Genomic DNA, 23,767 nt, shown 5'->3' on the forward strand with positions numbered 1-23,767 from the left:
CCCGTAGGCTGCTTTTTTCTGCATCGGAAGCTGGACTTAAGCCAGTTTTTCCTTGATGCGAGCTGCTTTACCCGACAGGTCGCGCAGGTAGTACAGCTTGGCTTTACGTACGTCACCGCGACGTTTAACAGCCATGCTGTCGATCTGCGGGGAGTAGGTCTGGAAAGTACGTTCTACGCCAACACCGTTGGAGATTTTACGAACGGTGAACGCACTGTTCACGCCGCGGTTACGCTTGGCGATTACAACGCCTTCGAACGCTTGCAGACGGGAACGATCGCCTTCCTTCACTTTCACCTGAACGACAATAGTGTCGCCTGGGGCGAAGGTAGGGATTTCTTTGGTCATCTGCTCTGCTTCGAGTGCAAGGATGATTTTGTTGGTCATGCTGTGCTCCTAAGGTAAATCGTTCGATCTACCATCGATACGTTGTTAACTATCGTCCCGCTCGCGGATGTATTCCTCGAGCAGCTTCTTCTCTTCTCCAGAAAGCGAGCGGCTTTCCAGAAGATCGGCGCGTCGTTCAAAGGTCCTACCAAGGGACTGCTGTAAACGCCATCGCCGGATATGCGCGTGATTGCCACTCAGCAACACGTCGGGAACACGCTGATCCGCATACACCTCAGGTCGGGTGTAGTGCGGGCAATCCAGCAGACCATCCGTAAAGGAATCTTCCTCAGCGGAATCCGCATGCCCTAAAGCTCCAGGCAGCAGTCGTGTAACCGCATCGATCAGGACCATCGCCGGCAGCTCGCCGCCAGACAGTACATAGTCGCCAATCGACCACTCTTCATCGACATGAGCTTCAATAAAACGCTCGTCAATGCCTTCATAGCGGCCGGCAATCAGGATCAATGCATCCGATTGTGCCAACTCGCGTACCGCCGACTGAGTCAGTTGACGGCCTTGGGGGGACAGGTAAATCACCTTCGCCGCCTCCCCGGCTGCTGCCTTGGCCTGAACCAGAGCATCTTCCAGGGGCTTGATCTTCATCACCATGCCCGGACCACCGCCAAACGGGCGATCGTCCACAGTGTGATGCCGATCCGTCGTGTAATCTCGCGGATTCCAACAGGTCAGCTGCAAGAGCCCCTGTTTGACCGCTCGACTGGTGATGCCGTAGTCGCCGATGGCGGAAAACATCTCGGGAAACAAACTGATCACTTCTACGCGCAAATTAGCCACGTTTAGAAGTCCGCGTCCCAATCCACCTTCATCTCGCCCGCCGCCAGGTCGACGGCCAACACGCATTGCACCGTATAGGGCAACAAGCGTTCGCGATCATCCAGGCTGCCAGCGCAAGGCTTGACGACCATTACATCATTGGCGCCGGTTTCCAGAAGATGATCGACTTTCCCGAGCAATTGCCCCAGTTGATCGATGACCTTCAGACCTTCCAGCTGGTACCAGTAGTACTCGCCGTCGGTCAATTCAGGGAACAGGTTGCGCGGCACGCAGATCTCATAACCGGCCAGAAGACGAGCTTCTTCACGATCATCAAGACCCTTGAGCTTTGCGACCAGGAACTTATCGCTCCCGCGTCCACTGACCAGCTCGACCTGTTTGACATTGCCTTCGCGCTTGAGCGTCCAGGTTTTGTACTGCAACAGGTTTTCAGTCGGATCAGTAAAGGAATAAACCTTCACTTCGCCGCGAACGCCATGAACAGAATAAATTTTGCCAATAACGATCAAATCATCGGCAACAGCAGGCGTCGCGTTCATATTGCTCAGGCCGCAGCCTTGGCAGATTCCTTCAACAACTGAGCAACGCGCTCAGAAGGTTGTGCACCAACGCTCAGCCAGTAGGCTACGCGCTCTTGGTTCACGGACAGACGGATTTCCTGACCACGGGCAACAGGGTTGAAGAAACCAACCTGTTCTTTGTGGGAGCCGTCACGCGGGTTACGCGAGTCGGTTACGGTCAGGTGGTAAAACGGGCGCTTTTTGGAGCCGCCAAGGGCAAGACGGATTGTTAGCATGTGAACATCGTTCCTGTAGTCGGTGCTGCAAATCTAAATGCACAGCGGGCATGGGTGCCCGAAAGGCCGCATATTCTAAGGAATATCCGGACTTTTGCAAATGACTTTTTCCGGCGCCCATGGGATGCCGTGCAGATTTGCATAGAGAGCCGTCGATGAAAACGGCCGGTCAGCTCCCGCCGAGTGCGGGTTTGCTGTTGATCCCGCGTCCTTGCGGGGCCTGCGCCGGTGCGACGACCGGCGAGATCTTTACATTTTCGGCATGCCGCCGCCGGGCAACATTCCGCCCATACCGCGCATCATTTTCGCCATTCCGCCTTTGGCGGTGAATTTCTTCATCATCTTCTGCATCTGCTTGTGCTGCTTGATCAAGCGACCGATGTCCTGCACCTGAGTGCCGGAACCCATGGCGATCCGGCGTTTGCGCGAACCGCTGATCAGCTCAGGGTCGCGGCGCTCGGCCGGGGTCATGGAATTGATGATGGCTTCCATCTGTTTGAACTGCTTCTCTGCGGCGTTCTGCGCATTGCCCATTTGCGACAGGTTGACGCCGCCGATGCTCGGCAGTTTGTCCATGAGGCCGCCGAGGCCGCCCATGTTCTTCATCTGTTGCAGCTGATCGCGGAAGTCTTCGAGGTCGAAGCCCTTGCCCTTCTTCAGCTTCTTGGCCAGTTTATCGGCCTTGTCCTTGTCGAGGGTCGCTTCGGCCTGTTCGATCAGGCTGAGCACGTCGCCCATGCCGAGAATGCGCGAGGCGATACGTTCAGGGTGGAACGGATCGAGCGCTTCGCTCTTCTCGCCCATACCGATGAACTTGATCGGCTTGCCGGTGATTGCGCGTACCGACAATGCGGCACCGCCACGGGCGTCGCCATCGACCTTGGTCAGGATCACACCGGTCAGCGGCAGTGCATCACCGAAGGCCTTGGCCGTGTTGGCGGCGTCCTGACCGGTCATGGCGTCAACCACGAACAGGGTTTCGACCGGGTTGATCGCGGCGTGCAGCGCCTTGATCTCGCCCATCATCTCTTCGTCGATGTGCAGACGACCGGCGGTGTCGACGATGACCACGTCGATGAATTTCAGTTTGGCTTCTTTAATAGCCGCGGTGGCGATGTCCACCGGCTTCTGGCTCAGGTCGGACGGGAAGAACGTCACGCCGATGTCATTGGCCAGGGTTTCCAGCTGTTTAATAGCGGCCGGGCGATAAACGTCCGCCGACACGACCATGACCGACTTCTTCTTGCGCTCTTTAAGGAAGCGCGCGAGCTTGCCGGCAGTAGTGGTTTTACCGGCACCCTGCAGACCGGCCATCAGAATGACGGCTGGCGGCACGGCGCTCAGGTTCAAATCTTCGTTGGCCGCGCCCATCAGGCTTTCGAGTTCAGCCTGGACGATCTTCACAAATGCCTGGCCCGGCGTCAGGCTGCGCGACACCTCGGTGCCGACAGCGCGCTCCTTGACCGAATTGACGAAGTCCTTGACCACCGGCAGGGCGACGTCGGCTTCGAGCAACGCCATGCGCACTTCACGCAGGGTGTCTTTGATGTTGTCCTCGGTCAGCTTCGCCTTGCCGGTGACATGGCGCAGCGTCTGCGAGAGACGGTCGGTTAAGTTTTCAAACATTGCGCGATCCTTTCAGGCCCTGTGTAGACCGGGATAATGGCGGCCCAGACCGGAATCAACATGTGCTCGGCGAGCCTGCGGCGTGGGCAGGTCGCGGATTATAGCGAAGACTGCGGCTGGCGGACACCTCGCTGTCAGCTTCCTGAGTCTTTCGTGCAATGGCGGTTCTATGCCAAACTCAGCGCCTTTCGGGCTTGCCTAACAGGATTTATGCTCCCCTTGTCACCCAGTTTGCTGACCACCCTCGCCGCCGCCCTTCTGTATGCCGCTGCGACCCTTTATCAGAGCACCCGCTTGGCCACCGGCGCCAAGGCGAACAAGCGCCTGCTGGTTAGCCTCGGCGCGCTCGCCGTGGTGGCCCATGCCGCCAGCCTGCTCACGCATTTACTGACCCCGATCGGTCTGGGCCTGGATTTCTTCAGCGCCTCGAGCCTGATCGCGGCAGCGGTCATCGCCCTGACGCTGATCGCCTGCTCGCGGATCCCCGTGGAAAACCTGCTGGTGCTGCTGTTCCCGCTCGGTGCGATCACCGTGTTGCTGGCGCAGTTCGCGCCGACCGGCACGGTGCAGATCATCGATGAAGAGCCGGGCATCCTCGCGCACATTCTGTTGTCGATCCTCGCCTACGGCATGTTCACCATCGCGGTGTTCCAGGCCTTGCTGCTGCTGGTGCAAGACCACCAACTCAAGCACAAACACCCGTCCGGACTGATCAAAAACTTCCCGCCGCTGCAAACCATGGAAAGCCTGTTGTTTGGTTTTCTCTGGGCCGGCTGGACACTGCTGTCGCTGTCGCTGATCTCCGGCTGGCTATTCGTCGAGAACCTGTTCGCCCAGCATCTGGTGCACAAGACCCTGCTGGCCTGCCTGGCGTGGATCGTGTTCAGCGTGCTGCTGTGGGGCCGCAACCGCCTCGGCTGGCGCGGTCACAAGGCGATCCGCTGGACCCTCGCCGGTTTCTGCCTGCTGATGTTGGCGTATTTCGGCAGCAAACTGGTTCGCGAATACATCCTGCACATCTGACGGGCGGCATAAATGGACGGTTTGCCCATAGGGCCGATGCTCGCGGTATTTGTCCTGCTGATTTTATGGTCAGGGCTGTTTACCGCCGTCGAAATCGCGCAGCAACACCTGCTCGCACAACGCACCGCCTCGCGCGCCAGCGATAAACCGCTGGCGAAGCTGAGCTTCCCGCTCGACAGCCTGATCCTCTGCAATACCCTTTGCCGAGCGCTCGCAGTAGTGATCGCGACGTTGCTGGCGGTCTTTCTTTGTGAAGAAAACGGCCCATGGGCCGCATGCCTCGGCGTCGGGGCCATTCTGCTGGTGTTTGCCGATTACTTCCCGCGTACCGTCGCCCAGCGCTACCCCGATGCGGTACTGACCTTCGGCAATACCCTGCTGGCCGTGCCGCTGAAAATTATTTATCCGCTTGCCTGGCTGTTCAGTCGTATCAGCGGTTTGCTGATGAGCCCGTTTGTGCGCAAGGCCCAAGTGGTGCAGCAAAGCGAAGACGACGTACCGTCGGATCGTCACGACGACCCCGAGCATCCGGTCCGTGCCCACCCGGTTTCGGGAATCCATGCGCTGGACAACATCACGGTCAACGACATTCTGGTGCCGCGCAGTGACGTCGACGGCATCAACCTCGACGATTCGATCGAAGAGATCATCGAACAACTGCGCCACAACAAGCGCACGCGCCTGCCGGTGTTCCATAGCGACATCAACCAGGTCGAAGCGGTGCTCAACACGCGGCAAATCCGTCATTTGCTGAACAATGGCGATCTGACTCGCGAAGCGCTGCTGGCCGCCAGTTACGAGCCGTACTTCGTGCCGGAGAGCACGCCGCTGCAACTGCAGTTGCTGAACTTTCACAAGCAACAGCGGCGACTGGGCATGGTCGTCGACGAGTACGGTGAAGTGCTCGGCATCGTCACGCTGGAAGACATTCTCGAAGAGATCGTTGGCGAGTTTGAGAGCGAGCACAGCCTCGATAACCCGCATATTCATCCGCAGACGGATGGGCGGATGGTCATTGATGGCACGGCGTCGATCCGCGAGCTGAACAAATGCCTGGGCTGGCATTTGCCGAGCGATGGGCCGAAGACCTTGAATGGTCTGGTGACCGAGGCACTGGAAACCATTCCCGAGAGTGCGGTTTGCTTGAAGATTGGCCGCTATCGACTCGAGATTCTCGAGACCGAGGAAAACCGGGTGAGCAAAGTCCTGATCTGGCACACAAGCCTGGTGCCGGCCAAGGTTTAACGCTTTTGTGGCGAGGGAGCTTGCTCCCGCTGGGTTGCGAAGCAGCCCTCGCTCTTTGATTGAACCGCCGATTTATGCGGCCGCTTCGCGCCCGAGCGGGAGCAAGCTCCCTCGCCACAGCATCACTCGCCTTCAGATTGCGGGGATTTTTTATCCCTCTTGTTCAATCGTTAGCCCCCTTCCTATAATCGGGCCGCTTACCCAAGCATCGCCAAACCTCGTGCTTATCCCGCACCCGACAGGTTTCGGCTATTTTCCGTAGTACACCGACGACTGTTCCTACCTGTTACAGCGCTCGCGCCTCATCCCACATCCCTGGGTGTTCGACCATAATAATTCGCTCCAACGGAGCTCATGACTGTCAGGGATCACCGCATGACGACCAGTACCGCTTACAGCGACACCGCGCCTGCCCAACCGACCAACTCCGCCACCCGCGTGGCCACGGCGAGTTTTATCGGCACGGCGATCGAGTTCTACGACTTCTATGTTTACGCCACGGCCGCCGCGCTGGTGATCGGGCCGGTGTTCTTTCCGCAGACGTCCGGCACCGCGCAAATGCTTTCGGCGTTTCTTACCTTTGGTATCGCCTTTCTCGCCCGACCGCTGGGGTCGGCGCTGTTCGGCCACTTCGGTGACCGTATCGGGCGCAAGTCGACACTGGTTGCCTCGTTGCTGTTGATGGGCGTGTGTACGACGCTGATCGGCGTGCTGCCGGGTTACGCCACCATCGGCGCGTGGGCACCGATTCTGCTGTGCGTGCTGCGCTTCGGGCAGGGTTTGGGACTGGGCGGCGAATGGGGCGGTGCCGCCCTGCTGGCCACGGAAAACGCACCGAAGGGTAAACGCGCCTGGTTCGGCATGTTCCCGCAGCTCGGCCCGTCGATTGGTTTTCTCGCGGCCAACGGTTTGTTTCTGACCTTGGCCATGACGCTCAACGATGAACAGTTCCGCAGCTGGGGCTGGCGGATTCCGTTTCTGCTCAGCGCGGTGCTGGTGATGGTTGGCCTGTACGTGCGCTTGAAGCTCCACGAAACGCCGGTGTTCGCCAATGCCATCGCCCGTCAGGAACGGGTGAAAATCCCGCTGATCGAGCTGTTCAGCCAGTACTGGGCGCCTACTTTGTTGGGCGCGGCGGCGATGGTGGTGTGCTATGCGTTGTTCTATATCTCGACGGTGTTTTCCCTGAGCTACGGGGTATCCACCCTCGGTTATAGCCGCGAAACGTTCCTTGGACTGCTGTGTTTTGCCGTGCTGTTCATGGCTGCTGCTACGCCATTGTCGGCTTGGGCGAGCGACCGTTATGGGCGCAAACCGGTGCTGATCATCGGTGGCGTGCTGGCGATTCTGTCAGGGTTCTTGATGGAACCATTGCTGACGCAAGGCTCGACCTGGGGCGTGGCGCTGTTTCTGTGCATCGAGTTGTTTTTGATGGGCGTGACGTTTGCGCCGATGGGCGCGCTGTTGCCTGAGCTGTTTCCGACCCACGTGCGTTATACCGGCGCGTCGGCGGCGTATAACCTGGGCGGCATTGTCGGGGCCTCGGCGGCGCCGTTCTTTGCACAGAAACTGGTGGCGATGGGTGGTTTGAGTTATGTCGGCGGGTATGTGTCGGGGGCGGCGGTGCTGAGTTTGATTGCGGTGTTGTGCCTGAAGGAAACGCGGGATAACGATCTGAATCGGGTCGCCTGACAGAAGATCAAGAGCTTCGCGAGCAGGCTCGCTCCCACATTAGGTCTGTGGCATACACAAAACCAATGTGGGAGCGAGCCTGCTCGCGAATGCCGCGACTCGGTTTAGAGTTCGACCACAACCGCCTGAGCAGCACGGGTCGCCTTGGCACGCGCAGCCTCGATCGACTCATCCCGCGCCAGCGCCACGCCCATGCGACGCTGACCGTTGACTTCTGGCTTACCAAACAGACGCAACGCCGTATCCGGCTCGCTCAGCGCAGCGCCGAGGTTGGCGAATGCGGTCTGGGTCGACTGCCCTTCCACCAGAATCACCGCCGAAGCCGAAGGCCCGAACTGACGGATCAGTGGCACTGGCAGGCCCAGAATGGCGCGAGCGTGCAGCGCGAACTGCGACAGATCCTGCGAAATCAGTGTCACCAGACCGGTGTCATGCGGACGCGGCGAGACTTCGCTGAACCATACCTGATCACCTTTAATGAACAGCTCAACACCGAACAGGCCACGACCACCCAGCGCCTCGGTCACCGCTTTGGCAACGCGCTCGGATTCAGCCAGGGCAATCGGGCTCATGGCTTGCGGCTGCCAGGATTCCTGATAGTCGCCCTTCTCCTGACGGTGGCCGACCGGTGCGCAGAAGGTGGTGCCGCCGATGTGGCGCACGGTCAGCAGAGTGATTTCGTAGTCGAAATCGATGAAGCCTTCGATGATCACCCGACCTTTGCCGGCGCGACCGCCCTCTTGTGCGTAGTCCCAGGCTTTCTGCACGTCATCGACGCTGCGCAGCAGGCTCTGGCCTTTGCCCGACGAACTCATCACCGGTTTGACGACACATGGGAAACCCAGGTCTTCAACGGCTTTGCTGTAGTCCTCGAAGGTGTCGGCAAAGTGGTACGGCGAGGTCGGCAGGTCCAGCTCTTCGGCGGCCAGACGACGGATGCCTTCGCGGTTCATGGTCAGTTGCGCAGCGCGCGCGGTCGGAATCACGGTGAAGCCTTCGGCTTCCAGTTCGACCAGGGTGGCGGTGGCGATGGCTTCGATTTCCGGCACGATGAAGTGCGGTTTTTCGGCTTCGATCACTGCGCGCAGGGCAGCGCCGTCGAGCATGTTGATCACGTGGCTGCGATGGGCAACTTGCATGGCCGGCGCGTTGGCGTAGCGGTCAACAGCGATCACTTCAACGCCCAGGCGTTGCAGCTCGATCACCACTTCCTTGCCCAACTCACCACAGCCACACAGCAATACGCGGGTCGCGGTTGGCGACAATGGAGTTCCGATACGGGTCATCTCAGGTCCTCAAAGAAGCGGATCATCGAGGAAAGCAACGCCAGACGCGCTTTCCATGGGGAGAAAGCGCGGCATTTTACATGAACCCGAGGGTTTGGCTTCAGCCGGCGACGGCCTGTTTGCGCTCACGCCAGGCCATGATCAGCCAGACGGCGGTGACGCCGGCGAATTTCGACAGTAGCGCGGTGATGATCACCGGCGGCGTCAGCAGGTCGATCATGCCGAAAAAGATGAAGGTGTCGAGTGGAATGCTCAGCGCCGAACTGATCCACAAGCGGTCGCGCAAGGGGCGTTTGGTGACGCTGAACACCAGCCAGTCGATGATTTCGGAGACCGCGAAAGCGGTGGCGCTGGCCAGCGCGATGGACGGATCGGAGGTGACGTAAGACAGCACCAGCGCCGCCAACATCGCCACCAGCGCGCCGTGGCCGAAACGGGTTTGCACCATGTCGCGGAGCACGAAAACCAGGCCGCCCCAGGCCGACCAGATGATGTCCAGATGTGGCGCGGTGGAGAAGGCAAAGTTGATCAGCACGACGCTGCTGATGTAGGCGATGAGGAAAATCATGGAGGCGACCTGGCAGATTGGCGCACAGGTTACTTGACCGGCAGATCAAGAGCCACCCCCTCACCCCAGCCCTCTCCCCCACGGGGGGCGAGGGGGAAAGGGAGCAGATCTGCGTTGAATCGACTCCCGAGTTCGACTCGATAACGCAGGTCGGTGCGGCTCGAACAATCTCCCTCTCCCTCAAGCGAGGGGGAAAGGGAGCCGATCGGGGGCCTTTCAAATCTTGAGTTCGACTCAATAGTTCAGGTCGATGTAACTCGAACCATCAACTCGGTCAGTCCCCTCTCCCTCTGGGAGAGGGTCAGGGTGAGGGCATTCTCAAGTCGATCACGACTTCGAAGGGATCATCCACACCAACCCACTCGCCTTCGCCCGCTCATGACACAAGCCCAGCACCACCCGGCGTTCGTCATTGCTCATGCGGCCCCAGCGGGTGATTTCTGCAACGGTACGCTGGCAACCAGTACAAATATCATCCTCATCCAGCGCACAAATATTCACGCACGGCGAGGCGACCGGTCTTTCTGGTGTGTTCATTCTTCCTGCTCAACCAGATCACGCGCATAACGCTGGGCGTTATGCACATAGTGCGCGGCGCTGGCCTCAAGCATCTTCTTTTGCGGCTCGGTCAACTCGCGTACAACCTTGCCCGGCGAACCCATCACCAGCGAACCGTCAGGAATTTCCTTGCCTTCGCCGATCAGCGAATTGGCGCCAATGATGCAGTTCTTGCCGATCTTCGCGCCGTTGAGAATAACCGCGTTGATGCCGATCAGGCTGTAATCACCCACCGTGCAGCCATGCAGCATGGCGTTGTGGCCGATGGTCACGCCGGTGCCGATGGTCAGCGGATAGCCCATGTCGGTGTGCATCACGGTGCCGTCTTGCACGTTGCTGTTCTTGCCGATCAGGATCAGTTCATTGTCGCCGCGCAGCACGGCGTTGAACCAGACGTTGGCGCCCTCTTCCAGTCTGACCTTGCCCACCAGCACGGCATTGGGGGCGACCCAGCTCTGTGGATGGGTTTCGACACGGGCGTCGCCCAAGCGGTATTTCATCTTGTTTTCCTCAGGGCTCACGGTGATGGCCATTCGAACGATGGCTTAGGTATTAATAAAGCTTTTCGGCGGTTGATGCAGACTGATCTTGGCGTCATAGAGCAGATTGATCAACTCGACGATCATGATCGCCGTCAGGCCCCAGATCTTGAAGTCGCCGTAGCGATAGCTCGGCACGTACCAGCTACGACCTTGATAGTCGATGCGATGGGTGTGTTCACGGGGGTCTTTGCGGAAGAACTCCAGCGGCACAGTGAAGACCGCAGCAATTTCGGCATCGTTGGCGCGGTATTCGACAAAGTCGGGAATAACGCCGACATACGGCGTGACCTTGATGCCGTGCAGGGAGATCAGCGGACTGAGCGGGCCGATGACTTCGACCAGGCCGGGCGGCAAGCCGATTTCTTCCTCGGCCTCGCGCAGGGCGGTAAAGATCAGATCCGGGTCTTCCGGATCGCGGCGGCCACCGGGGAAAGCGACTTCACCGCCGTGGGTCGAGAGCCCGCTGGCGCGCAGGGTCAGCACCAGTTCCGGCTCGTCACTGCGGGTGATCGGCACCAGAACGGCGGCCTCGGGGAAACGTGTGTCAGTCTCCAGCGTGCGCGGTGTGTGGTTGCTTACCCGATGCAGTAGCTCGTCCAGCATGAGTGTTCTCGATCTGTGCCTTACCCTGCATCATGCACCAATCATGGCGAGCGCCCAAGCCCCCGAAACCCGTCGTGTCGCGAAACGACAACTTGCCGACCGGCACCGCTGCACGCCAAGATAGGCGCAGCATTCAGGAAGCCCAGCATGAAATTTTGCAGCCACTGCGGTAACCCGGTCACCCAGCGCATTCCCGAAGGCGATTCGCGGCTGCGATTTGTCTGTGACAGCTGTCAGACCATTCACTATCAGAACCCCAATATCGTCGCCGGCTGCGTGCCGACCTGGGGCAGCAAAGTGTTGCTCTGCCGTCGCGCCATCGAGCCGCGCCTCGGTTACTGGACGTTGCCCGCCGGCTTCATGGAAAACGGCGAGACCATCGAACAGGCCGCCGTCCGTGAAACCGCCGAGGAAGCCTGCGCCCGCGTGCGCAACCTGAGCATCTACACATTGATCGACGTGCCGCACATCAGTCAGGTGCATGTGTTCTTCCGTGCCGAACTGGTCGATCTGGACTTTGCCGCCGGCCCCGAAAGCCTCGAAGTGCAACTATTCGACGAAGCCGACATTCCCTGGGACGAGCTGGCTTTCCGCACGGTGGGGCGTACCTTAGAATGCTTCTTCGCTGATCGGCGTGTTGAGACGTATCCGGTTCGCTCGGAATCGATTCCACCGCTCGCTCAGCCTGCCATCACCTAAAATATCTATAAATAAAATATCTGCGTCACTCCCTGGGGAATCGTTTCAATGCGCTGGTTGCTTGCCCTGTTCTGCCTGTCGTTCGTTACCGTCTCCCAAGCGTCATTCGTGACCACCGTGGCGCCTGCGAATAGCCCGCTTATCGAAAAAGTCCTGGTGCTCAAATCAGCACATCAACTGCAGTTGATCGCCGATGGCAAACCGCTGAAGACCTATCGCATTTCCTTGGGCAAGGGCGCGAAAAAGGGTCCGAAACTGATTGAAGGCGACAAACGCACGCCGGAAGGCTTTTATTGGATCGACTGGCGCAAGACCAGCGACAAATTCAATCTGTCGATGCACATTTCCTACCCGAACATCAGCGATTCGGCCCGCGCCCGGCGTGAAGGCGTCGAGCCCGGCGGGATGATCATGATCCACGGCACGCCGGATTCGGAAGAAACCCCGGAAGACCTGTTCCATACCCTGGACTGGACCGACGGCTGTGTGGCCATGCGCAACGTTGATATGCGTGAAGTGTGGAGCCTGGTGCCGGACGGCACGATGGTCGAAATCCGCCCGTAACCAGCGACCGCTGGTCACCTGCAAAAAAATAAATCAAAAGATCGCAACCTGCGACAGCGCCTACAGGGGTGATACCACTCTCAACTGTAGAAGCTGCCGCAGGCTGCGATCTTTTGCTTTTCACCGCCCATCCTTAATACCACTTCAAACCACACCCTCTAAAACCGGCGATTTCATTGGGCTAATGGCCCATTACCTGCGTTGACATGGTATTCAAGTGGTATTAATTTCCGTCCCACAAGCGAGCCACAACAATCCTATACTCGCGCCGGAAATGACCTACATGAACGACCTCCACGCCCTACGTCCTGACGACTCCCAGCCGACGCCGTTGTACCTGCAACTGGCGCGCAATCTGGAAGCAGCGATTCATGCCGGGCAGTGGAAGTCCGAGCAGGCGATGCCCTCGGAACGCAACCTCTGCGAGCAACTGGGCATCTCCCGAGTGACCGCGCGCAAAGCCCTGGAAGTCCTCCTTGATCAAGGCCTGATCCGTCGTCTGCAAGGTTCCGGCACCTTCATCACGCCACGCCTGGAACAACCGTTGTCGCGCCTCTCCGGTTTCAGCGAGATGCTGCGCTTGAAAGGGTTCGTGCCCAGCTCGCAATGGCTGGAGCGTGAAATCACCCTGCCAACCCACGAAGAACTGATCCGTCTCAGCCTGTCGCCGAACGACAAGGTCGCGCGCATGAAGCGTCTGCGCAAAGCCGATGACACCGTGATGGCGATCGAGATGAGCACCCTGCCCGCCTCGATCATGCCCAAGCCGGAACGGGTCGGCGATTCGCTCTATGAATACCTCGACGGCATCGGCAAACCGATCGTCCGCGCCTTGCAGCACATCCAGGCGATCAACGCCTCGGACGAATTCGCCGCACTGGTCGGCATCGCCCCCGGCACCGCCATGCTGCTGATGACCCGGGTCGGCTACCTCGAAGACAACACACCGATCGAAGTCACCGACACCTATTGCCGCAACGACTACTACGACTTTGTTGCAGAGCTTCGCCGCTAGGCGGCCCAAAGCGAGAACCAAAATGTCCGAAGACAACATCCTCACCGCCAGCGGCTGGATTCGCGGCCGGCTGGTCCACGAACACGGCAAAGTCGTGTCGATCGAAGGCGTACCCTGCGATCCGGCCGACAATGATCTGCCGTATCTGCTGCCGGGTTTCATCGATCTGCACGTCCACGGTGGCGGCGGCAAAGACATCATGGAAGGCGCCAGCGCTTTCGAAACCATCACCAAAACCCACGTACGTTTCGGCACCACTTCGCTGCTGGCCACCACCATGACCGCGCCGAGTGCCGAGATTTCCAGCGTGTTGAAGGACGTCGGAGCATTCTGCGAACAACGTCCGAAAAATGCCGCGCGCGTCCTCGGCGTCCACCTCGAGGGCCCATACATCAACCCCGGCAAACTCGGCGCACAACCGAACTTCGCCCACACCGCGTTGATGGCCGAAGTCGAAGAATATCTGGCACTGGCGCCGATCCGCGTGATCACCATCGCTCCGGAAATCGCCGGTCACGACGGTTTGATCCGCGAACTCAGCAGCCGGGGCGTGCGCATGCAGATCGGCCACACCCTCGGCAGTTACGAGGAAGGCGTTGCTGCAATGGAGGCTGGCGCGACCAGTTTCACTCACCTCTACAACGCCATGAGCCCGCTGCATCACCGCGAACCGGGCATCGTTGGCGCGGCACTGGCTCACGCCAAATTCGCCGAGCTGATTCCGGATTTGCTGCACGTGCATCCCGGCGCCATTCGCGTGGCCCTGCGCTCGATCCCGTGCCTGTATTGCGTCACCGATTCGACCGCTGCCGCCGGTATGCCCGACGGTGAGTACAAGCTCGGCAGCCACACCGTGACCAAATGCCTGGGCGGCGTACGCCTGCCAGACGGCACTTTGGCCGGCAGCACGCTGACCATGGATCAGGCCCTGCGCAATCTGGTGAAGATCGGTCTGCCGATCGCCGAGGCCTCGCAGCGTCTGTCGCAATTCCCCGCCGACTACCTCGGCATCAACGAACGCGGGCGCCTGCAACCGGGTGCCTGGGCCGACTGCGTGCGGCTGGATCGCTCACTCACACTGACCGCCGTCATGGTCGAAGGAGAAGACATTGACTTCAAAAATGCTTGAGGAGGCGCTGTCCTCCTTCGAGGCCGTGCAAGCCCAACTGCAACAGCTCGACCCGCAAATGATCGAGATCGCCGGGCGCCTGCGCCGTCAGCCACCGCAAGTGGCGATGACCGTTGCCCGCGGCAGCTCCGACCACGCGGCGAGCTACTTCGCCTACCTGACCATGCAGCAATTGGGTGTACCGGTGGCGTCGTTGCCGATGTCGGTGGTGACCATGCAGCAAGCGCCGTTGAAGGTCAGCGGTCAGGTCGCGTTCGCCTTTTCGCAATCGGGGCAGAGCCCGGATCTGGTCAACAGCCTGCGCCTGTTGCGCAAGCGTGGCGCGCTCAGTGTGTCGATGGTCAACGCCGCCGATTCGCCACTGGAAGCCGCGTGCGAATTCAGCGTACCGCTGCTCGCCGGAACGGAAAGCAGCGTCGCCGCGACCAAGAGCTTTATTGCCACCCTCAGCGCCAGCGCCCGTTTGATCGCGCACTGGAAAGAGGACCGCGAATTGCTCGAAGCCGGCAATGCTCTGCCGGAAGGCCTGCGCGAAGCAGCGAAACAGGACTGGAGCGTGGCCATCGAAGCGCTGCGCGATTGCGAGCGCCTGATGGTCATCGGCCGGGGCGCCGGGTTTGCCATCGCCCAAGAAGCAGCGTTGAAGTTCAAGGAAACCTCGGCGATTCAGGCCGAAGCCTTCAGCAGCGCCGAAGTCCGTCACGGCCCGATGGCATTGATCGACGAACACTATCCATTGTTGGTGTTCGCTCCGCGCGGTGCCGAGCAGGCGGGCCTGCTGAGTCTTGCAGCGGAAATGCGTCAACGCGGCGCCCGTGTCTTGCTGGCGGCGCCGGATGATGTGACCGAGCGCGACCTGACCCTGACCCGCGCCGAACACCCAGCGCTTGATCCGATTCTGGCGATTCAGAGCTTCTACGTGATGGCCGCTGGCTTGGCCGTGGCCCGTGGCATGGACCCGGATCAGCCGCGCCACCTGAGCAAAGTGACCCGCACGCACTAACTCCGAATGACAGCAGACCTGATGAGACCGAGCCATGCACAACAACAATAAAGAGCTGACCCTCAGCGCCCCGCTCAGCGGCCCGGTGCTCACGCTCGCCAAAGTCCCGGACGCGGTGTTCGCCAGCGGCGCGATGGGCGACGGCATTGCCATCGATCCGATCAACGACACCCTGTACTCACCGTGCGCCGGGGTGATCATTCATGTCGCGCGCACCGGCCACGCACTCACCGTACGTGCCGATAACGGCGCGGAAATCCTCCTCCACCTTGGGCTCGACACCGTTGAGTTGAACGGCGAAGGCTTCTCGATGCTGGTCAAGGAAGGTGGCCGCGTGACCAAGGGCCAGCCGTTGTTGCGCTACGACCTCGACAAGGTCGGCCAACAGTGCAAAAGCCTCGTCAGCCTGTTGATCCTGACCAACAGTCAGGATTTTCAGGTACGCCCGATCACGCTGAAAGCGGTGAAGGTTGGCGAGCCGTTGTTGCACATTGTTGCGCGCAACAGCGTCGCGGCGAATGTCGCGGAGGTCGGCGGGCCAGAGGTTCATGGCCATGTGTTGGTGGCTCATCGCGGCGGTCTGCACGCGCGCCCAGCCGCGCTGATTCGGCAGACTGCGCAAGGTTTCAAAAGCCAGTCGCAGCTGCACTTCGCCGGTAAATCGGCGCCATGCAACAGCCTGATCGGTTTGATGGGGCTGGCGATTGGCGAGCAGGCTGAAGTGCAGGTCAGCTGTCAGGGACCGGATGCCGAAGCGGCGTTGCAAGCGTTGCTCAAGGCGTTGGCGACGGCGCTGCCGGAGGATCATCACGCGGCGGCACCGGTCAGTATTGCGCCTCTCAAACGCCCGGCCGAAGCGGGTGTGCTGCACGGCGTATGCGCCGCGCCAGGACTGGTCGGTGGCCCGCTGTTCCGCTTGAACGCGATCAGCTTGCCAGTCGACGCGGGCAATCACGATCCGCTGCAACAACAGCAGCTTCTCGACACTGCGCTGACTCAGGTACGCAGCGAAATCGACGGCACCCTCGCCCAAGCGAAAAAGCACAAGAACGCCGATGAAGAAGCGATCTTCGCTGCGCATCTGGCCTTGCTCGAAGATCCCGCCCTGCTCGACGCCGCGCAGCAATCCATCGAACAAGGCACTGCGGCGACTCACGCCTGGAGCCAGTCGATCGATGTGCAGTGCGAAGTGCTGCAGCACACCGGCAGCGCACTCTTGGCCGAACGCGCCAATGATCTGCGCGACCTGAAACAACGCGTGTTGCGCGCGTTGCTCGGCGAAGCGTGGAATTACGACGTGCCGGCCGGCGCCATTGTTGCTGCTCATGAACTGACGCCATCGGATCTTCTGCAACTTAGCGCGCAAGGGGTTGCCGGGTTGTGCATGGCCGAGGGTGGCGCGACTTCGCATGTGGCGATTCTGGCGCGCGGTAAAGGTCTGCCGTGCATGGTTGCATTGGGTTCGGCATTGCTTGATCAACCGCAAGGGCAATCGGTGGTGCTCGACGCCGATGGCGGTCGCCTGGAACTGACACCAAATGCAAAACGCTTGGCCGAAGTTCAGCAGGCGCAAATCGACCGTCAACTGCGTCGCGACGCGCAGCAGGCCAAAGCTCACTTGCCGGCCGAAACGCGCAATGGCGTGCACATCGAAGTCGTCGCCAATGTCGCCTCCAGCGCTGAAGCGGCAGATGCCTTTGCCAACGGTGCCGATGGCGTCGGTCTGCTGCGCACCGAGTTTCTTTTCGTTGATCGCCAGACGGCACCCGATGTCGAGGAACAACGTGCTGCCTATCAAGGCGTGCTGGATGCGATGGGCGATCACCCCGTGATCATCCGCACCATTGACGTCGGCGGCGACAAGCAACTCGACTATCTGCCGTTGCCGGTCGAGGCCAACCCGGTGCTCGGTCTGCGTGGCATTCGTCTGGCTCAGGCCCGCCCGGAAATCCTCGATCAGCAACTGCGTGCGCTGCTGCACGTCAGCCCGCTGCATCGTTGCCGGATCCTGTTGCCGATGGTCACCGAGGTGGATGAGCTGCTGCACATCCGCCAACGCGTCGACGCCTTGTGCCTCGAACTCGGCGTGAGCCAACGCCCGGAAATCGGCGTGATGATCGAAGTCCCCGCCGCCGCGCTGCAAGCCGAACAACTGGCCGAACACGCCGACTTCCTCTCGATCGGCACCAACGATTTGTCGCAATACACCTTGGCCATGGATCGCGATCACGCAGGTCTGGCCGCCCGCGTTGACGCCCTGCATCCGGCGCTGCTGCGCCTGATCGCCATGACCTGCGAAGGCGCGGCGGTGCACAAGCGTTGGGTCGGTGTCTGCGGCGCCCTCGCCTCCGATCCGCTGGCGACGCCGGTGTTGATCGGTCTGGGCGTCACCGAACTCTCCGTCAGCCCGGTGCAAATCGGTGAAATCAAGGATCGCGTGCGCCAGGTGCACGAAGCCGAATGCCAGCGCCTCGCCCGCGACCTGCTCAAGTTGAGCAGCGCCGCCGCCGTGCGCCACGCCTGTCATCAACATTGGCCACTGCGCTAACAAAAACAACAAGGACAAACGCCATGTACCAACTCTTCATCGAAGGCCTGCAACGCCTCGGCCGCGCGCTGATGCTGCCGATCGCGATCCTGCCGATTGCCGGCCTGCTGCTGCGTCTGGGTGATACCGACCTGCTGAACATCGCGATCATCCACGACGCCGGCCAAGTGATCTTCGCCAACCTGGCGATGATCTTCGCCATCGGCATCGCCGTCGGTTTCGCCAAGGACAACAACGGCACCGCCGGCCTCGCCGGGGTGATCGGTTATCTGGTGATGATTTCCACGCTGAAGGTGCTCGATGCGAGCATCAACATGGGCATGCTCGCCGGGATCGTCAGCGGCCTGATGGCCGGCGCGCTGTACAACCGCTTCAAAGACATCAAGCTGCCGGAGTATCTGGCGTTCTTTGGCGGGCGACGCTTTGTGCCGATTGTCACCGGGTTTGCAGCGGTCGGCCTCGGTGTGGTGTTCGGCTATATCTGGCCGCCAATCCAGCATGGCATCAACGCGTTTGGCGCGCTGATGATGGAAAGCGGCAGTATCGGCGCGTTCGTGTTTGGTGTGTTCAACCGCCTGCTGATCGTCACTGGCCTGCACCACATCCTCAACAACATGGCGTGGTTCGTCTTCGGCAACTTCACCGACCCAACCACCGGTGCACTGGTGACGGGTGACCTGTCGCGCTACTTTGCTGGCGATCCGAAGGGTGGCCAGTTCATGACCGGCATGTTCCCGATGATGATCTTCGGCCTGCCGGCGGCATGCCTGGCGATGTACCGCAATGCGCTGCCGGAACGCCGCAAGGTGATGGGCGGGATTTTCCTGTCGATGGCACTGACTTCGTTTTTGACCGGGGTGACTGAACCGATTGAATTCGCCTTCATGTTTCTGGCGCCGCTGTTGTATCTGCTGCATGCGCTGCTGACCGGGTTGTCGATGGCGATCACCAACGCGCTGAACATTCACCTCGGTTTCACCTTCTCCGGCGGTTTCATCGACATGGTGCTGGGTTGGGGTCGCTCGACCAATGGCTGGCTGGTGATTCCGGTGGGCCTCGCCTATGCGGTCATCTACTACTTCGTCTTCGACTTCTGCATTCGTCGCTTCAATCTGAAAACGCCTGGGCGCGAGGATGTGGCTACTGCTGAGAAAGCCGTGCTCACTGAGAACGAACGCGCCAGTGCTTACATCAAGGCATTGGGTGGTGCAGAGAATTTGGTCACCGTTGGCGCCTGCACCACGCGGTTGCGCCTGGAGATGGTCGATCGCAGCAAGGCGTCCGATGCTGATTTGAAAGCGCTGGGGGCGATGGCGGTTGTGCGTCCGGGTAAAGGTGGGAGTTTGCAGGTTGTTGTCGGGCCGATGGCGGACAGCATTGCGGATGAGATTCGCCTGGCGATGCCTTCTCTGGGACGTGCCGCTCTTGTTGAAACTGCGGTTGTTGCTGATGAGCCTAAAGCCGTGATGGTTGCCGGTACCGAAGCGCAGCAATGGCTGAATGCATTGGGCGGCGGCGACAATGTGCTGCAACTGGACTGCATTGCGATGACGCGGATTCGCCTGCAATTGGCGGATGGCAAGGCGTTGTCCGAGGCGCAGTTGAAGGATCTGGGCTGTCACGGTGTCAGCCAGTTGGATGGAGGGGTCTGGCATTTGCTGGTGGGGGATAAGGCGGCGAGTTTGAGTGGGGCGCTTGAAAGCCTGGTCAACCGAAGTGAGGTCAGTGTGAAGGTTTAATCGACACAAAAAACCCGGCTTAGGCCGGGTTTTTCATCGCCAACAAATTCGGCTCAGGATGAATGCTGTTCCGCTTGGTAATGGCGGGTCTGAAATGGCATCAGCGTTTGAACCTTCAATCCAAGACTTTCTGCTAACCCCCAAGAAACGGCCAATTCATCTTTGCGATTGCGTAATGAAACCTTTGTTTGAGGCGCGACATCCTGCTTCGGTGTCGAGTGCGCGAAAAGCTCCAGCGCATGAAGCGTTTCCAATACGCGGGTATCCGAGACACACGAAAAACGCGTAAATCGCTCCAACAGGTAGGCGGCGCGGCGACGTTCAATGTCATCTCTATGATGTTTCAGAAAGGCCTTCACCTCGCTTTCAACATTTGAATCCGAGTACCAGACTTCTTTCGCAGCACTCACTAGTGCAACGTCATCGGCCTGATTCAGAGGGCTTCTAACGAGAGTGTCTAATGCGGATGAGAGGACGTGAGCGTCATTCAGCTTCGTCATCTGCTTTCTCCAGATAGTCTTGCAATATGTTGCTCAATACCGAGGTCGGTTGCGCTTTATTGCCAACATATACATCAATTGCCTGCAATGCCAGACGCCGGAGCTCGCTGGTCAGTATGAACCCGCACCTCAGAAGCGCATTGATGTCTGCGATATCGTGATCTGTAGCCCTGCCCAGCTTTGTAATGGCTATGTCGACGGGCGCAGCAATATGAATGTGTAGAGGAGACTCCAGCGAAAACTCTGACATGGGAATACTTCGCGACCAATAATCCTCATGAATCGGGCCAAAGCTAGTGTTGTATTGCAGGTCGTAGTTCAGCTCCATCTTTCGAGCAGAAAGCTCATCGACAAAGGGCTCCGGCACCGTCGCCAGCAGCGTACGCAGGTCGAATCCTGCCGGAATGCATGCCTCATAGATTTCCGCATCGACATCCAAAGATATGCGGTGATGGGTGTAGAGGTGAACTGCACACCCTCCAAACACAATGATCTTGACCGCTCCAGTTGCTGCATTCTCTTCAATCAATTCCGCCTCGACGGACTTGAACATCGATACCAGCGCCCGCCCCAGCGCGGTGCTTGTGTTGATGCGGGGTGTGACGACGGGAAGTAGCTCCATTTTCAACCTCAGAGTCATGTCGATGGCTTCAGCGAAAGGAGCAACATCCCGTTAGCGGTCTATTGCCGAGCTCGCTGTTTGCCGGAGACAACCCAAGTTAGAGAGGCTACTTCCGAGAGACAACCTGAAAAACCGGTAGGAAAAATCCGCTATTTGATGAGGTACAGGAAGTATTCGGACAACTGCGAAAACGCTTTCGCGAGCAAGCCCGCTCCCACAGAGCATGCATTTCAAATGTGGGAGCTAACCTGCTGGCGATGAACGATGACGCGGTCGTCAGGTTTGTGGATCGACTCGATCCAGTGCGCGGTTTACTGCGAGTTCGGCAAGCATGATGATTTGCTGGATGGCCAGTGCCGTGCTGCGTTGCAAGCCGCCTAGCTCGGTTGCGAAGTTGCTGGCCATGGCGTTCGCTGAGGCCAACGATTCACAAGCATGGGCGAGCAGGCTTTCGGTGTCGACGCTGGGGTGGACGAGGAACATGGTGCTCGGTTGTCGGGGTTTGGCGGGTTCAGGGCTGAGGTAGAAATCGAGGGCGCGCTTGATGGCTTCGCGGTTTTTTGCCAAGTCTTCGGCGCGGATGGCGGCTTCGAGTGGGGTGGTGGTTTCGGGGGGTGGATCTGGTATTAGCTTGTCCAAAATTCAACTCCTGCTACTGCAAGTGAGGATGCCATCGTTCGCCGGATCTCACGCGGCGAAGAGGTGGCAGCTATGTGCAGGGTGAGATCCACCGGAGCAGGCAACCGGCCAGACCGAAGTCTGCCCGCACACAGCCGCCATAACACAGGCAGCAGATTGAGCTGGCGCCAATTATCGTAGTGTTGGCGCTAGTTGCAAGCTTTCCGGGGATCTCACGCCCGGTCGCTGAATTGGCAGCGACAGGCAAAGACTAGAGAGCGGGCGTCCGACGGACAACCTGAAAACCTTGTGGGAAGGTTCTGCTATTTCTACACATATCTAAACAGACCAAAGCAAACCCTCACCCTAGCCCTCTCCCAGAGGGAGAGGGGACTGACCGGGGTGTTTGGTGGATGTACGCCGACGTGAAATACCGAGTCGAATTCAGGTCCTGAAACAGATCAAAAGCCACTCACTCTCCCCTCGCCCAGAGGGAGAGGGGACTGACCGAGGTGTTTGGTGGATGTACGCCGACGTGAAATACCGAGCCGAATTCAGATTCTGAAACACTCCGTGCTCTTCACCACTCAACAGGATGAGCGTTAGCTCGGCTGCTGCTCTTGATCTTGATCCACAGGCCCCGTCGGCAGGCTGAGTGGAGGGATTTATCCGGGGGTGGGAGCGCAGCGACCGTTTGGCGTAGCCAAATGCATCGAGAGGAGGTGCAGCGAAGCAAACCGTAGGCGATGCGCCCGGATGAATTCCGGAGCGAAGGAACCCCGAGCTTTAGCGAGCGGGCCGAACGTTGGGGCAAGCCTTAATGAGATGGTCAGCCCGGTGAGATCCTCGGCGGGTCTAAACTTGCCGAGGCTCTCTTTTTACCGAAGGAGGATCTCTCATGAATACCATCACGCTTTTGGGTATCGACATCGGCAAACACACTTTCCACCTGCATGGCCAAGACGCCAGAGGCCATCAGGTGCTGCGTAAAAAACTCAACCGAAACCAATTACTCCCCTTTCTGGCGCAGATCTCGACCTGCAAAGTCGCCATGGAATCCTGCGGCGGGTCTCATTGGCTCGCCCGAAAAATCATGGAACAGGGCCATCACGTGCAGTTGATTGCACCCCAACATGTGAAGGCCTACGTCACCGGAAATAAAAACGATTTCATTGATGCCGAGGCCATTTGTGAAGCGGCCTCGCGCCCCAGAACCCGCTCGGTTCAAGTCAAAACCATAGAACAGCAGGTGCTGTCCACAGAACACCGACTGCGCAAGTCTTTAGTAAATCGACGCACCGCCGTCATCAATCAAGTGCATGGATTTCTCCTGGAGTTCGGCGTCGTTTTTCCCGTTGGATACGCCGCACTGGATCGGCTCTCAGGTCTGATGGAGAGCCGTGAACTGCCCACTCGCTTGATAAGTGCTATCGAACGCATGCTTGAAGACATTCGGCAGCTGACACATGAGATCAAAAAACTCGACGTCGAAATCAAACAACAGCTGACGCAAAACGATGCCGGCCAACGCCTGCAGAGCATCCCCGGCATCGGCCCTCTCATCGCTAGCGCGCTGGTGGCCGATGTCGGCGACGCTTCGGTTTTCAAGTCATCTCGCGATTTTGCAGCGTCGTTGGGGCTGGTGCCGCGCCAGTACTCAACGGGTGGGGAAACGACATTGCTCAGCATCAGCAAGCGAGGGGACAAGTATTTAAGGAGTTTGTTGATGCAGGGCGCTCACGCCGTTTTGTGTCGCGTCGATAAGCGAACGGATGCCCTCGGTGTCTGGGCCAAAAACTTACTAGCACGCAAACATCCAAACAAAGTGGCCTGCGCCCTCGCGAACAAAATGGCAAGAATCGTCTGGGTGTTGTTAACCAAGGGCGGCACCTTTAACTCAACGCTCTTAGCTTGATCTGTACGCTTTACCAACGGCTTTTGCGACGTCAGTACTGATGACGATAAACGGCAGACATCCTGACTGAAAACCTGATAACCCAAAAAGCTTTGGAAGCTGAAGCCTTTTTAAGGACAGGCAGGAGCGACTACTCATCAAGGGCCGAGCGCTATACGTGCTCACACTGAGCCCGGATACATTAGCGCAAGCTCGATTTACCGTTGATCGCTGCTGAGTGGCAGAAGATGGGCTGACCATACATTGGGTTACCTTTTCGGCGTTTGGAAAAGGTGACTCGCCGTAAGGGCG

Annotated in this window: 24 protein-coding genes; 11 read left to right on the plus strand and 13 right to left on the minus strand. The window is 59.2% G+C overall.

All coding sequences use genetic code 11. The features are described from left to right. Positions 1–36 precede the first annotated feature (36 nt). From rplS to ffh, 5 genes are all read right to left on the minus strand, one after another. Entirely contained in the window at positions 37–387 is a 351-nt protein-coding gene (gene rplS / locus A8O26_RS26450) for a 50S ribosomal protein L19 (protein ID WP_003175895.1), read from the minus strand. Between the two features lie 45 nt (positions 388–432). Then, on the minus strand, positions 433–1,185 hold the full coding sequence (trmD, locus tag A8O26_RS26455) for a tRNA (guanosine(37)-N1)-methyltransferase TrmD (protein WP_008081628.1): 753 nt from the start codon (positions 1,183–1,185) through the stop codon (positions 433–435). A 2-nt stretch (positions 1,186–1,187) separates the two neighbouring features. Continuing rightward, positions 1,188–1,724 (minus strand): ribosome maturation factor RimM, encoded by a 537-nt coding sequence (rimM, locus tag A8O26_RS26460; RefSeq protein ID WP_064120588.1) that lies wholly within the window; start codon positions 1,722–1,724, stop codon positions 1,188–1,190. Positions 1,725–1,729: 5 nt separating this feature from the next. Beyond that, the gene (gene rpsP, locus A8O26_RS26465; protein ID WP_003185073.1) at positions 1,730–1,981 is read right to left on the minus strand and encodes a 30S ribosomal protein S16; all 252 of its coding nucleotides are present in this window, start codon (positions 1,979–1,981) and stop codon (positions 1,730–1,732) included. A 249-nt stretch (positions 1,982–2,230) separates the two neighbouring features. Beyond that, positions 2,231–3,607 (minus strand): signal recognition particle protein, encoded by a 1,377-nt coding sequence (gene ffh, locus A8O26_RS26470; RefSeq protein ID WP_008081630.1) that lies wholly within the window; start codon positions 3,605–3,607, stop codon positions 2,231–2,233. Between the two features lie 210 nt (positions 3,608–3,817). Between ffh and A8O26_RS26475 the strand changes: the two genes are divergently transcribed. From A8O26_RS26475 to A8O26_RS26485, 3 genes are all read left to right on the plus strand, one after another. After that, complete coding sequence (locus A8O26_RS26475) at positions 3,818–4,630, plus strand: cytochrome C assembly family protein (RefSeq protein WP_034154823.1); 813 nt, start codon at positions 3,818–3,820, stop codon at positions 4,628–4,630. A gap of 12 nt (positions 4,631–4,642) precedes the next feature. Further along, complete coding sequence (locus A8O26_RS26480; protein WP_064120589.1) at positions 4,643–5,875, plus strand: transporter associated domain-containing protein; 1,233 nt, start codon at positions 4,643–4,645, stop codon at positions 5,873–5,875. A gap of 375 nt (positions 5,876–6,250) precedes the next feature. After that, the gene (locus A8O26_RS26485; RefSeq protein WP_064120590.1) at positions 6,251–7,567 is read left to right on the plus strand and encodes an MFS transporter; all 1,317 of its coding nucleotides are present in this window, start codon (positions 6,251–6,253) and stop codon (positions 7,565–7,567) included. Positions 7,568–7,671: 104 nt separating this feature from the next. On the opposite strand, the gene purT is transcribed toward A8O26_RS26485, so the two are convergent. The 5 genes from purT to A8O26_RS26505 all read right to left on the minus strand — a co-directional run bounded on the left by purT (position 7,672) and on the right by A8O26_RS26505 (position 11,124). Continuing rightward, on the minus strand, positions 7,672–8,853 hold the full coding sequence (purT, locus tag A8O26_RS26490) for a formate-dependent phosphoribosylglycinamide formyltransferase (RefSeq protein WP_016986367.1): 1,182 nt from the start codon (positions 8,851–8,853) through the stop codon (positions 7,672–7,674). Between the two features lie 100 nt (positions 8,854–8,953). Further along, positions 8,954–9,421: a VUT family protein gene (locus A8O26_RS26495; RefSeq protein ID WP_064120591.1), complete on the minus strand. Its 468-nt coding sequence runs from the start codon at positions 9,419–9,421 to the stop codon at positions 8,954–8,956. A gap of 327 nt (positions 9,422–9,748) precedes the next feature. Next, complete coding sequence (locus A8O26_RS29595; RefSeq protein ID WP_081265262.1) at positions 9,749–9,958, minus strand: DUF1289 domain-containing protein; 210 nt, start codon at positions 9,956–9,958, stop codon at positions 9,749–9,751. Continuing rightward, positions 9,955–10,479: a gamma carbonic anhydrase family protein gene (locus tag A8O26_RS26500; RefSeq protein ID WP_064120592.1), complete on the minus strand. Its 525-nt coding sequence runs from the start codon at positions 10,477–10,479 to the stop codon at positions 9,955–9,957. Before A8O26_RS26500 ends, A8O26_RS29595 begins: the two co-directional genes overlap by 4 nt. Before the next feature lie 45 nt (positions 10,480–10,524). Next, complete coding sequence (locus A8O26_RS26505) at positions 10,525–11,124, minus strand: CoA pyrophosphatase (RefSeq protein WP_064120593.1); 600 nt, start codon at positions 11,122–11,124, stop codon at positions 10,525–10,527. A gap of 147 nt (positions 11,125–11,271) precedes the next feature. On the opposite strand from A8O26_RS26505, the gene A8O26_RS26510 reads away from it, so the two are divergent. The 7 genes from A8O26_RS26510 to nagE all read left to right on the plus strand — a co-directional run bounded on the left by A8O26_RS26510 (position 11,272) and on the right by nagE (position 19,821). Further along, positions 11,272–11,823, plus strand: a complete 552-nt coding sequence (locus A8O26_RS26510; RefSeq protein ID WP_064120594.1) for an NUDIX hydrolase — start codon at positions 11,272–11,274, stop codon at positions 11,821–11,823. 48 nt (positions 11,824–11,871) lie between these two features. Continuing rightward, positions 11,872–12,387 carry a L,D-transpeptidase family protein gene (locus A8O26_RS26515; RefSeq protein ID WP_064120595.1) on the plus strand — a complete coding sequence of 172 codons (516 nt, stop codon included), beginning with the start codon at positions 11,872–11,874 and terminating at the stop codon, positions 12,385–12,387. A gap of 283 nt (positions 12,388–12,670) precedes the next feature. After that, positions 12,671–13,402: a GntR family transcriptional regulator gene (locus A8O26_RS26520; RefSeq protein WP_064120596.1), complete on the plus strand. Its 732-nt coding sequence runs from the start codon at positions 12,671–12,673 to the stop codon at positions 13,400–13,402. Between the two features lie 22 nt (positions 13,403–13,424). Beyond that, positions 13,425–14,531 (plus strand): N-acetylglucosamine-6-phosphate deacetylase, encoded by a 1,107-nt coding sequence (nagA, locus tag A8O26_RS26525; RefSeq protein WP_064120597.1) that lies wholly within the window; start codon positions 13,425–13,427, stop codon positions 14,529–14,531. After that, positions 14,512–15,534, plus strand: a complete 1,023-nt coding sequence (locus A8O26_RS26530; protein ID WP_155740693.1) for an SIS domain-containing protein — start codon at positions 14,512–14,514, stop codon at positions 15,532–15,534. Before nagA ends, A8O26_RS26530 begins: the two co-directional genes overlap by 20 nt. A gap of 34 nt (positions 15,535–15,568) precedes the next feature. Continuing rightward, positions 15,569–18,082 carry a phosphoenolpyruvate--protein phosphotransferase gene (ptsP, locus tag A8O26_RS26535; RefSeq protein ID WP_064120599.1) on the plus strand — a complete coding sequence of 838 codons (2,514 nt, stop codon included), beginning with the start codon at positions 15,569–15,571 and terminating at the stop codon, positions 18,080–18,082. Positions 18,083–18,105: 23 nt separating this feature from the next. Continuing rightward, on the plus strand, positions 18,106–19,821 hold the full coding sequence (gene nagE / locus A8O26_RS26540; RefSeq protein ID WP_064120600.1) for an N-acetylglucosamine-specific PTS transporter subunit IIBC: 1,716 nt from the start codon (positions 18,106–18,108) through the stop codon (positions 19,819–19,821). 53 nt (positions 19,822–19,874) lie between these two features. Here the strand turns inward: nagE and A8O26_RS26545 are convergent, their stop codons facing one another. The 3 genes from A8O26_RS26545 to A8O26_RS26555 form a co-directional block, all read right to left on the minus strand. Continuing rightward, a complete protein-coding gene (locus A8O26_RS26545) occupies positions 19,875–20,321 on the minus strand; it encodes a hypothetical protein (RefSeq protein WP_064120601.1) in 447 nt (148 codons plus the stop codon). Continuing rightward, positions 20,305–20,961, minus strand: a complete 657-nt coding sequence (locus A8O26_RS26550; protein ID WP_253757044.1) for a DUF6036 family nucleotidyltransferase — start codon at positions 20,959–20,961, stop codon at positions 20,305–20,307. Before A8O26_RS26550 ends, A8O26_RS26545 begins: the two co-directional genes overlap by 17 nt. A 258-nt stretch (positions 20,962–21,219) precedes the next feature. After that, positions 21,220–21,582 (minus strand): DUF6124 family protein, encoded by a 363-nt coding sequence (locus A8O26_RS26555; RefSeq protein WP_053117409.1) that lies wholly within the window; start codon positions 21,580–21,582, stop codon positions 21,220–21,222. Between the two features lie 877 nt (positions 21,583–22,459). Here A8O26_RS26555 and A8O26_RS26560 point away from each other — a divergent pair. Continuing rightward, positions 22,460–23,476: an IS110 family transposase gene (locus A8O26_RS26560; RefSeq protein WP_064120602.1), complete on the plus strand. Its 1,017-nt coding sequence runs from the start codon at positions 22,460–22,462 to the stop codon at positions 23,474–23,476. Positions 23,477–23,767: the final 291 nt, after the last annotated feature.

The organism is Pseudomonas fluorescens, assembly GCF_001648775.1.
GTDB lineage: Bacteria > Pseudomonadota > Gammaproteobacteria > Pseudomonadales > Pseudomonadaceae > Aquipseudomonas > Aquipseudomonas fluorescens_M.

What these genes read in the sequence shown, in the direction of transcription:
- A8O26_RS26495 (WP_064120591.1), bottom strand. Translation starts at nt 9,421, where the DNA reads ATGATTTTCCTCATCGCCTACATCAGCAGCGTCGTGCTGATCAACTTT.
- rpsP (WP_003185073.1), bottom strand. Translation starts at nt 1,981, where the DNA reads ATGCTAACAATCCGTCTTGCCCTTGGCGGCTCCAAAAAGCGCCCGTTT.
- nagE (WP_064120600.1), top strand. Translation starts at nt 18,106, where the DNA reads ATGTACCAACTCTTCATCGAAGGCCTGCAACGCCTCGGCCGCGCGCTG.
- A8O26_RS26480 (WP_064120589.1), top strand. Translation starts at nt 4,643, where the DNA reads ATGGACGGTTTGCCCATAGGGCCGATGCTCGCGGTATTTGTCCTGCTG.
- A8O26_RS26545 (WP_064120601.1), bottom strand. Translation starts at nt 20,321, where the DNA reads ATGACGAAGCTGAATGACGCTCACGTCCTCTCATCCGCATTAGACACT.
- purT (WP_016986367.1), bottom strand. Translation starts at nt 8,853, where the DNA reads ATGACCCGTATCGGAACTCCATTGTCGCCAACCGCGACCCGCGTATTG.
- rplS (WP_003175895.1), bottom strand. Translation starts at nt 387, where the DNA reads ATGACCAACAAAATCATCCTTGCACTCGAAGCAGAGCAGATGACCAAA.
- A8O26_RS26560 (WP_064120602.1), top strand. Translation starts at nt 22,460, where the DNA reads ATGAATACCATCACGCTTTTGGGTATCGACATCGGCAAACACACTTTC.
- A8O26_RS26510 (WP_064120594.1), top strand. Translation starts at nt 11,272, where the DNA reads ATGAAATTTTGCAGCCACTGCGGTAACCCGGTCACCCAGCGCATTCCC.
- A8O26_RS26515 (WP_064120595.1), top strand. Translation starts at nt 11,872, where the DNA reads ATGCGCTGGTTGCTTGCCCTGTTCTGCCTGTCGTTCGTTACCGTCTCC.
- rimM (WP_064120588.1), bottom strand. Translation starts at nt 1,724, where the DNA reads ATGAACGCGACGCCTGCTGTTGCCGATGATTTGATCGTTATTGGCAAA.
- ffh (WP_008081630.1), bottom strand. Translation starts at nt 3,607, where the DNA reads ATGTTTGAAAACTTAACCGACCGTCTCTCGCAGACGCTGCGCCATGTC.
- nagA (WP_064120597.1), top strand. Translation starts at nt 13,425, where the DNA reads ATGTCCGAAGACAACATCCTCACCGCCAGCGGCTGGATTCGCGGCCGG.
- A8O26_RS26500 (WP_064120592.1), bottom strand. Translation starts at nt 10,479, where the DNA reads ATGAAATACCGCTTGGGCGACGCCCGTGTCGAAACCCATCCACAGAGC.
- A8O26_RS26520 (WP_064120596.1), top strand. Translation starts at nt 12,671, where the DNA reads ATGAACGACCTCCACGCCCTACGTCCTGACGACTCCCAGCCGACGCCG.
- A8O26_RS26485 (WP_064120590.1), top strand. Translation starts at nt 6,251, where the DNA reads ATGACGACCAGTACCGCTTACAGCGACACCGCGCCTGCCCAACCGACC.
- A8O26_RS26505 (WP_064120593.1), bottom strand. Translation starts at nt 11,124, where the DNA reads ATGCTGGACGAGCTACTGCATCGGGTAAGCAACCACACACCGCGCACG.
- A8O26_RS29595 (WP_081265262.1), bottom strand. Translation starts at nt 9,958, where the DNA reads ATGAACACACCAGAAAGACCGGTCGCCTCGCCGTGCGTGAATATTTGT.
- ptsP (WP_064120599.1), top strand. Translation starts at nt 15,569, where the DNA reads ATGCACAACAACAATAAAGAGCTGACCCTCAGCGCCCCGCTCAGCGGC.
- A8O26_RS26475 (WP_034154823.1), top strand. Translation starts at nt 3,818, where the DNA reads ATGCTCCCCTTGTCACCCAGTTTGCTGACCACCCTCGCCGCCGCCCTT.
- A8O26_RS26550 (WP_253757044.1), bottom strand. Translation starts at nt 20,961, where the DNA reads ATGACTCTGAGGTTGAAAATGGAGCTACTTCCCGTCGTCACACCCCGC.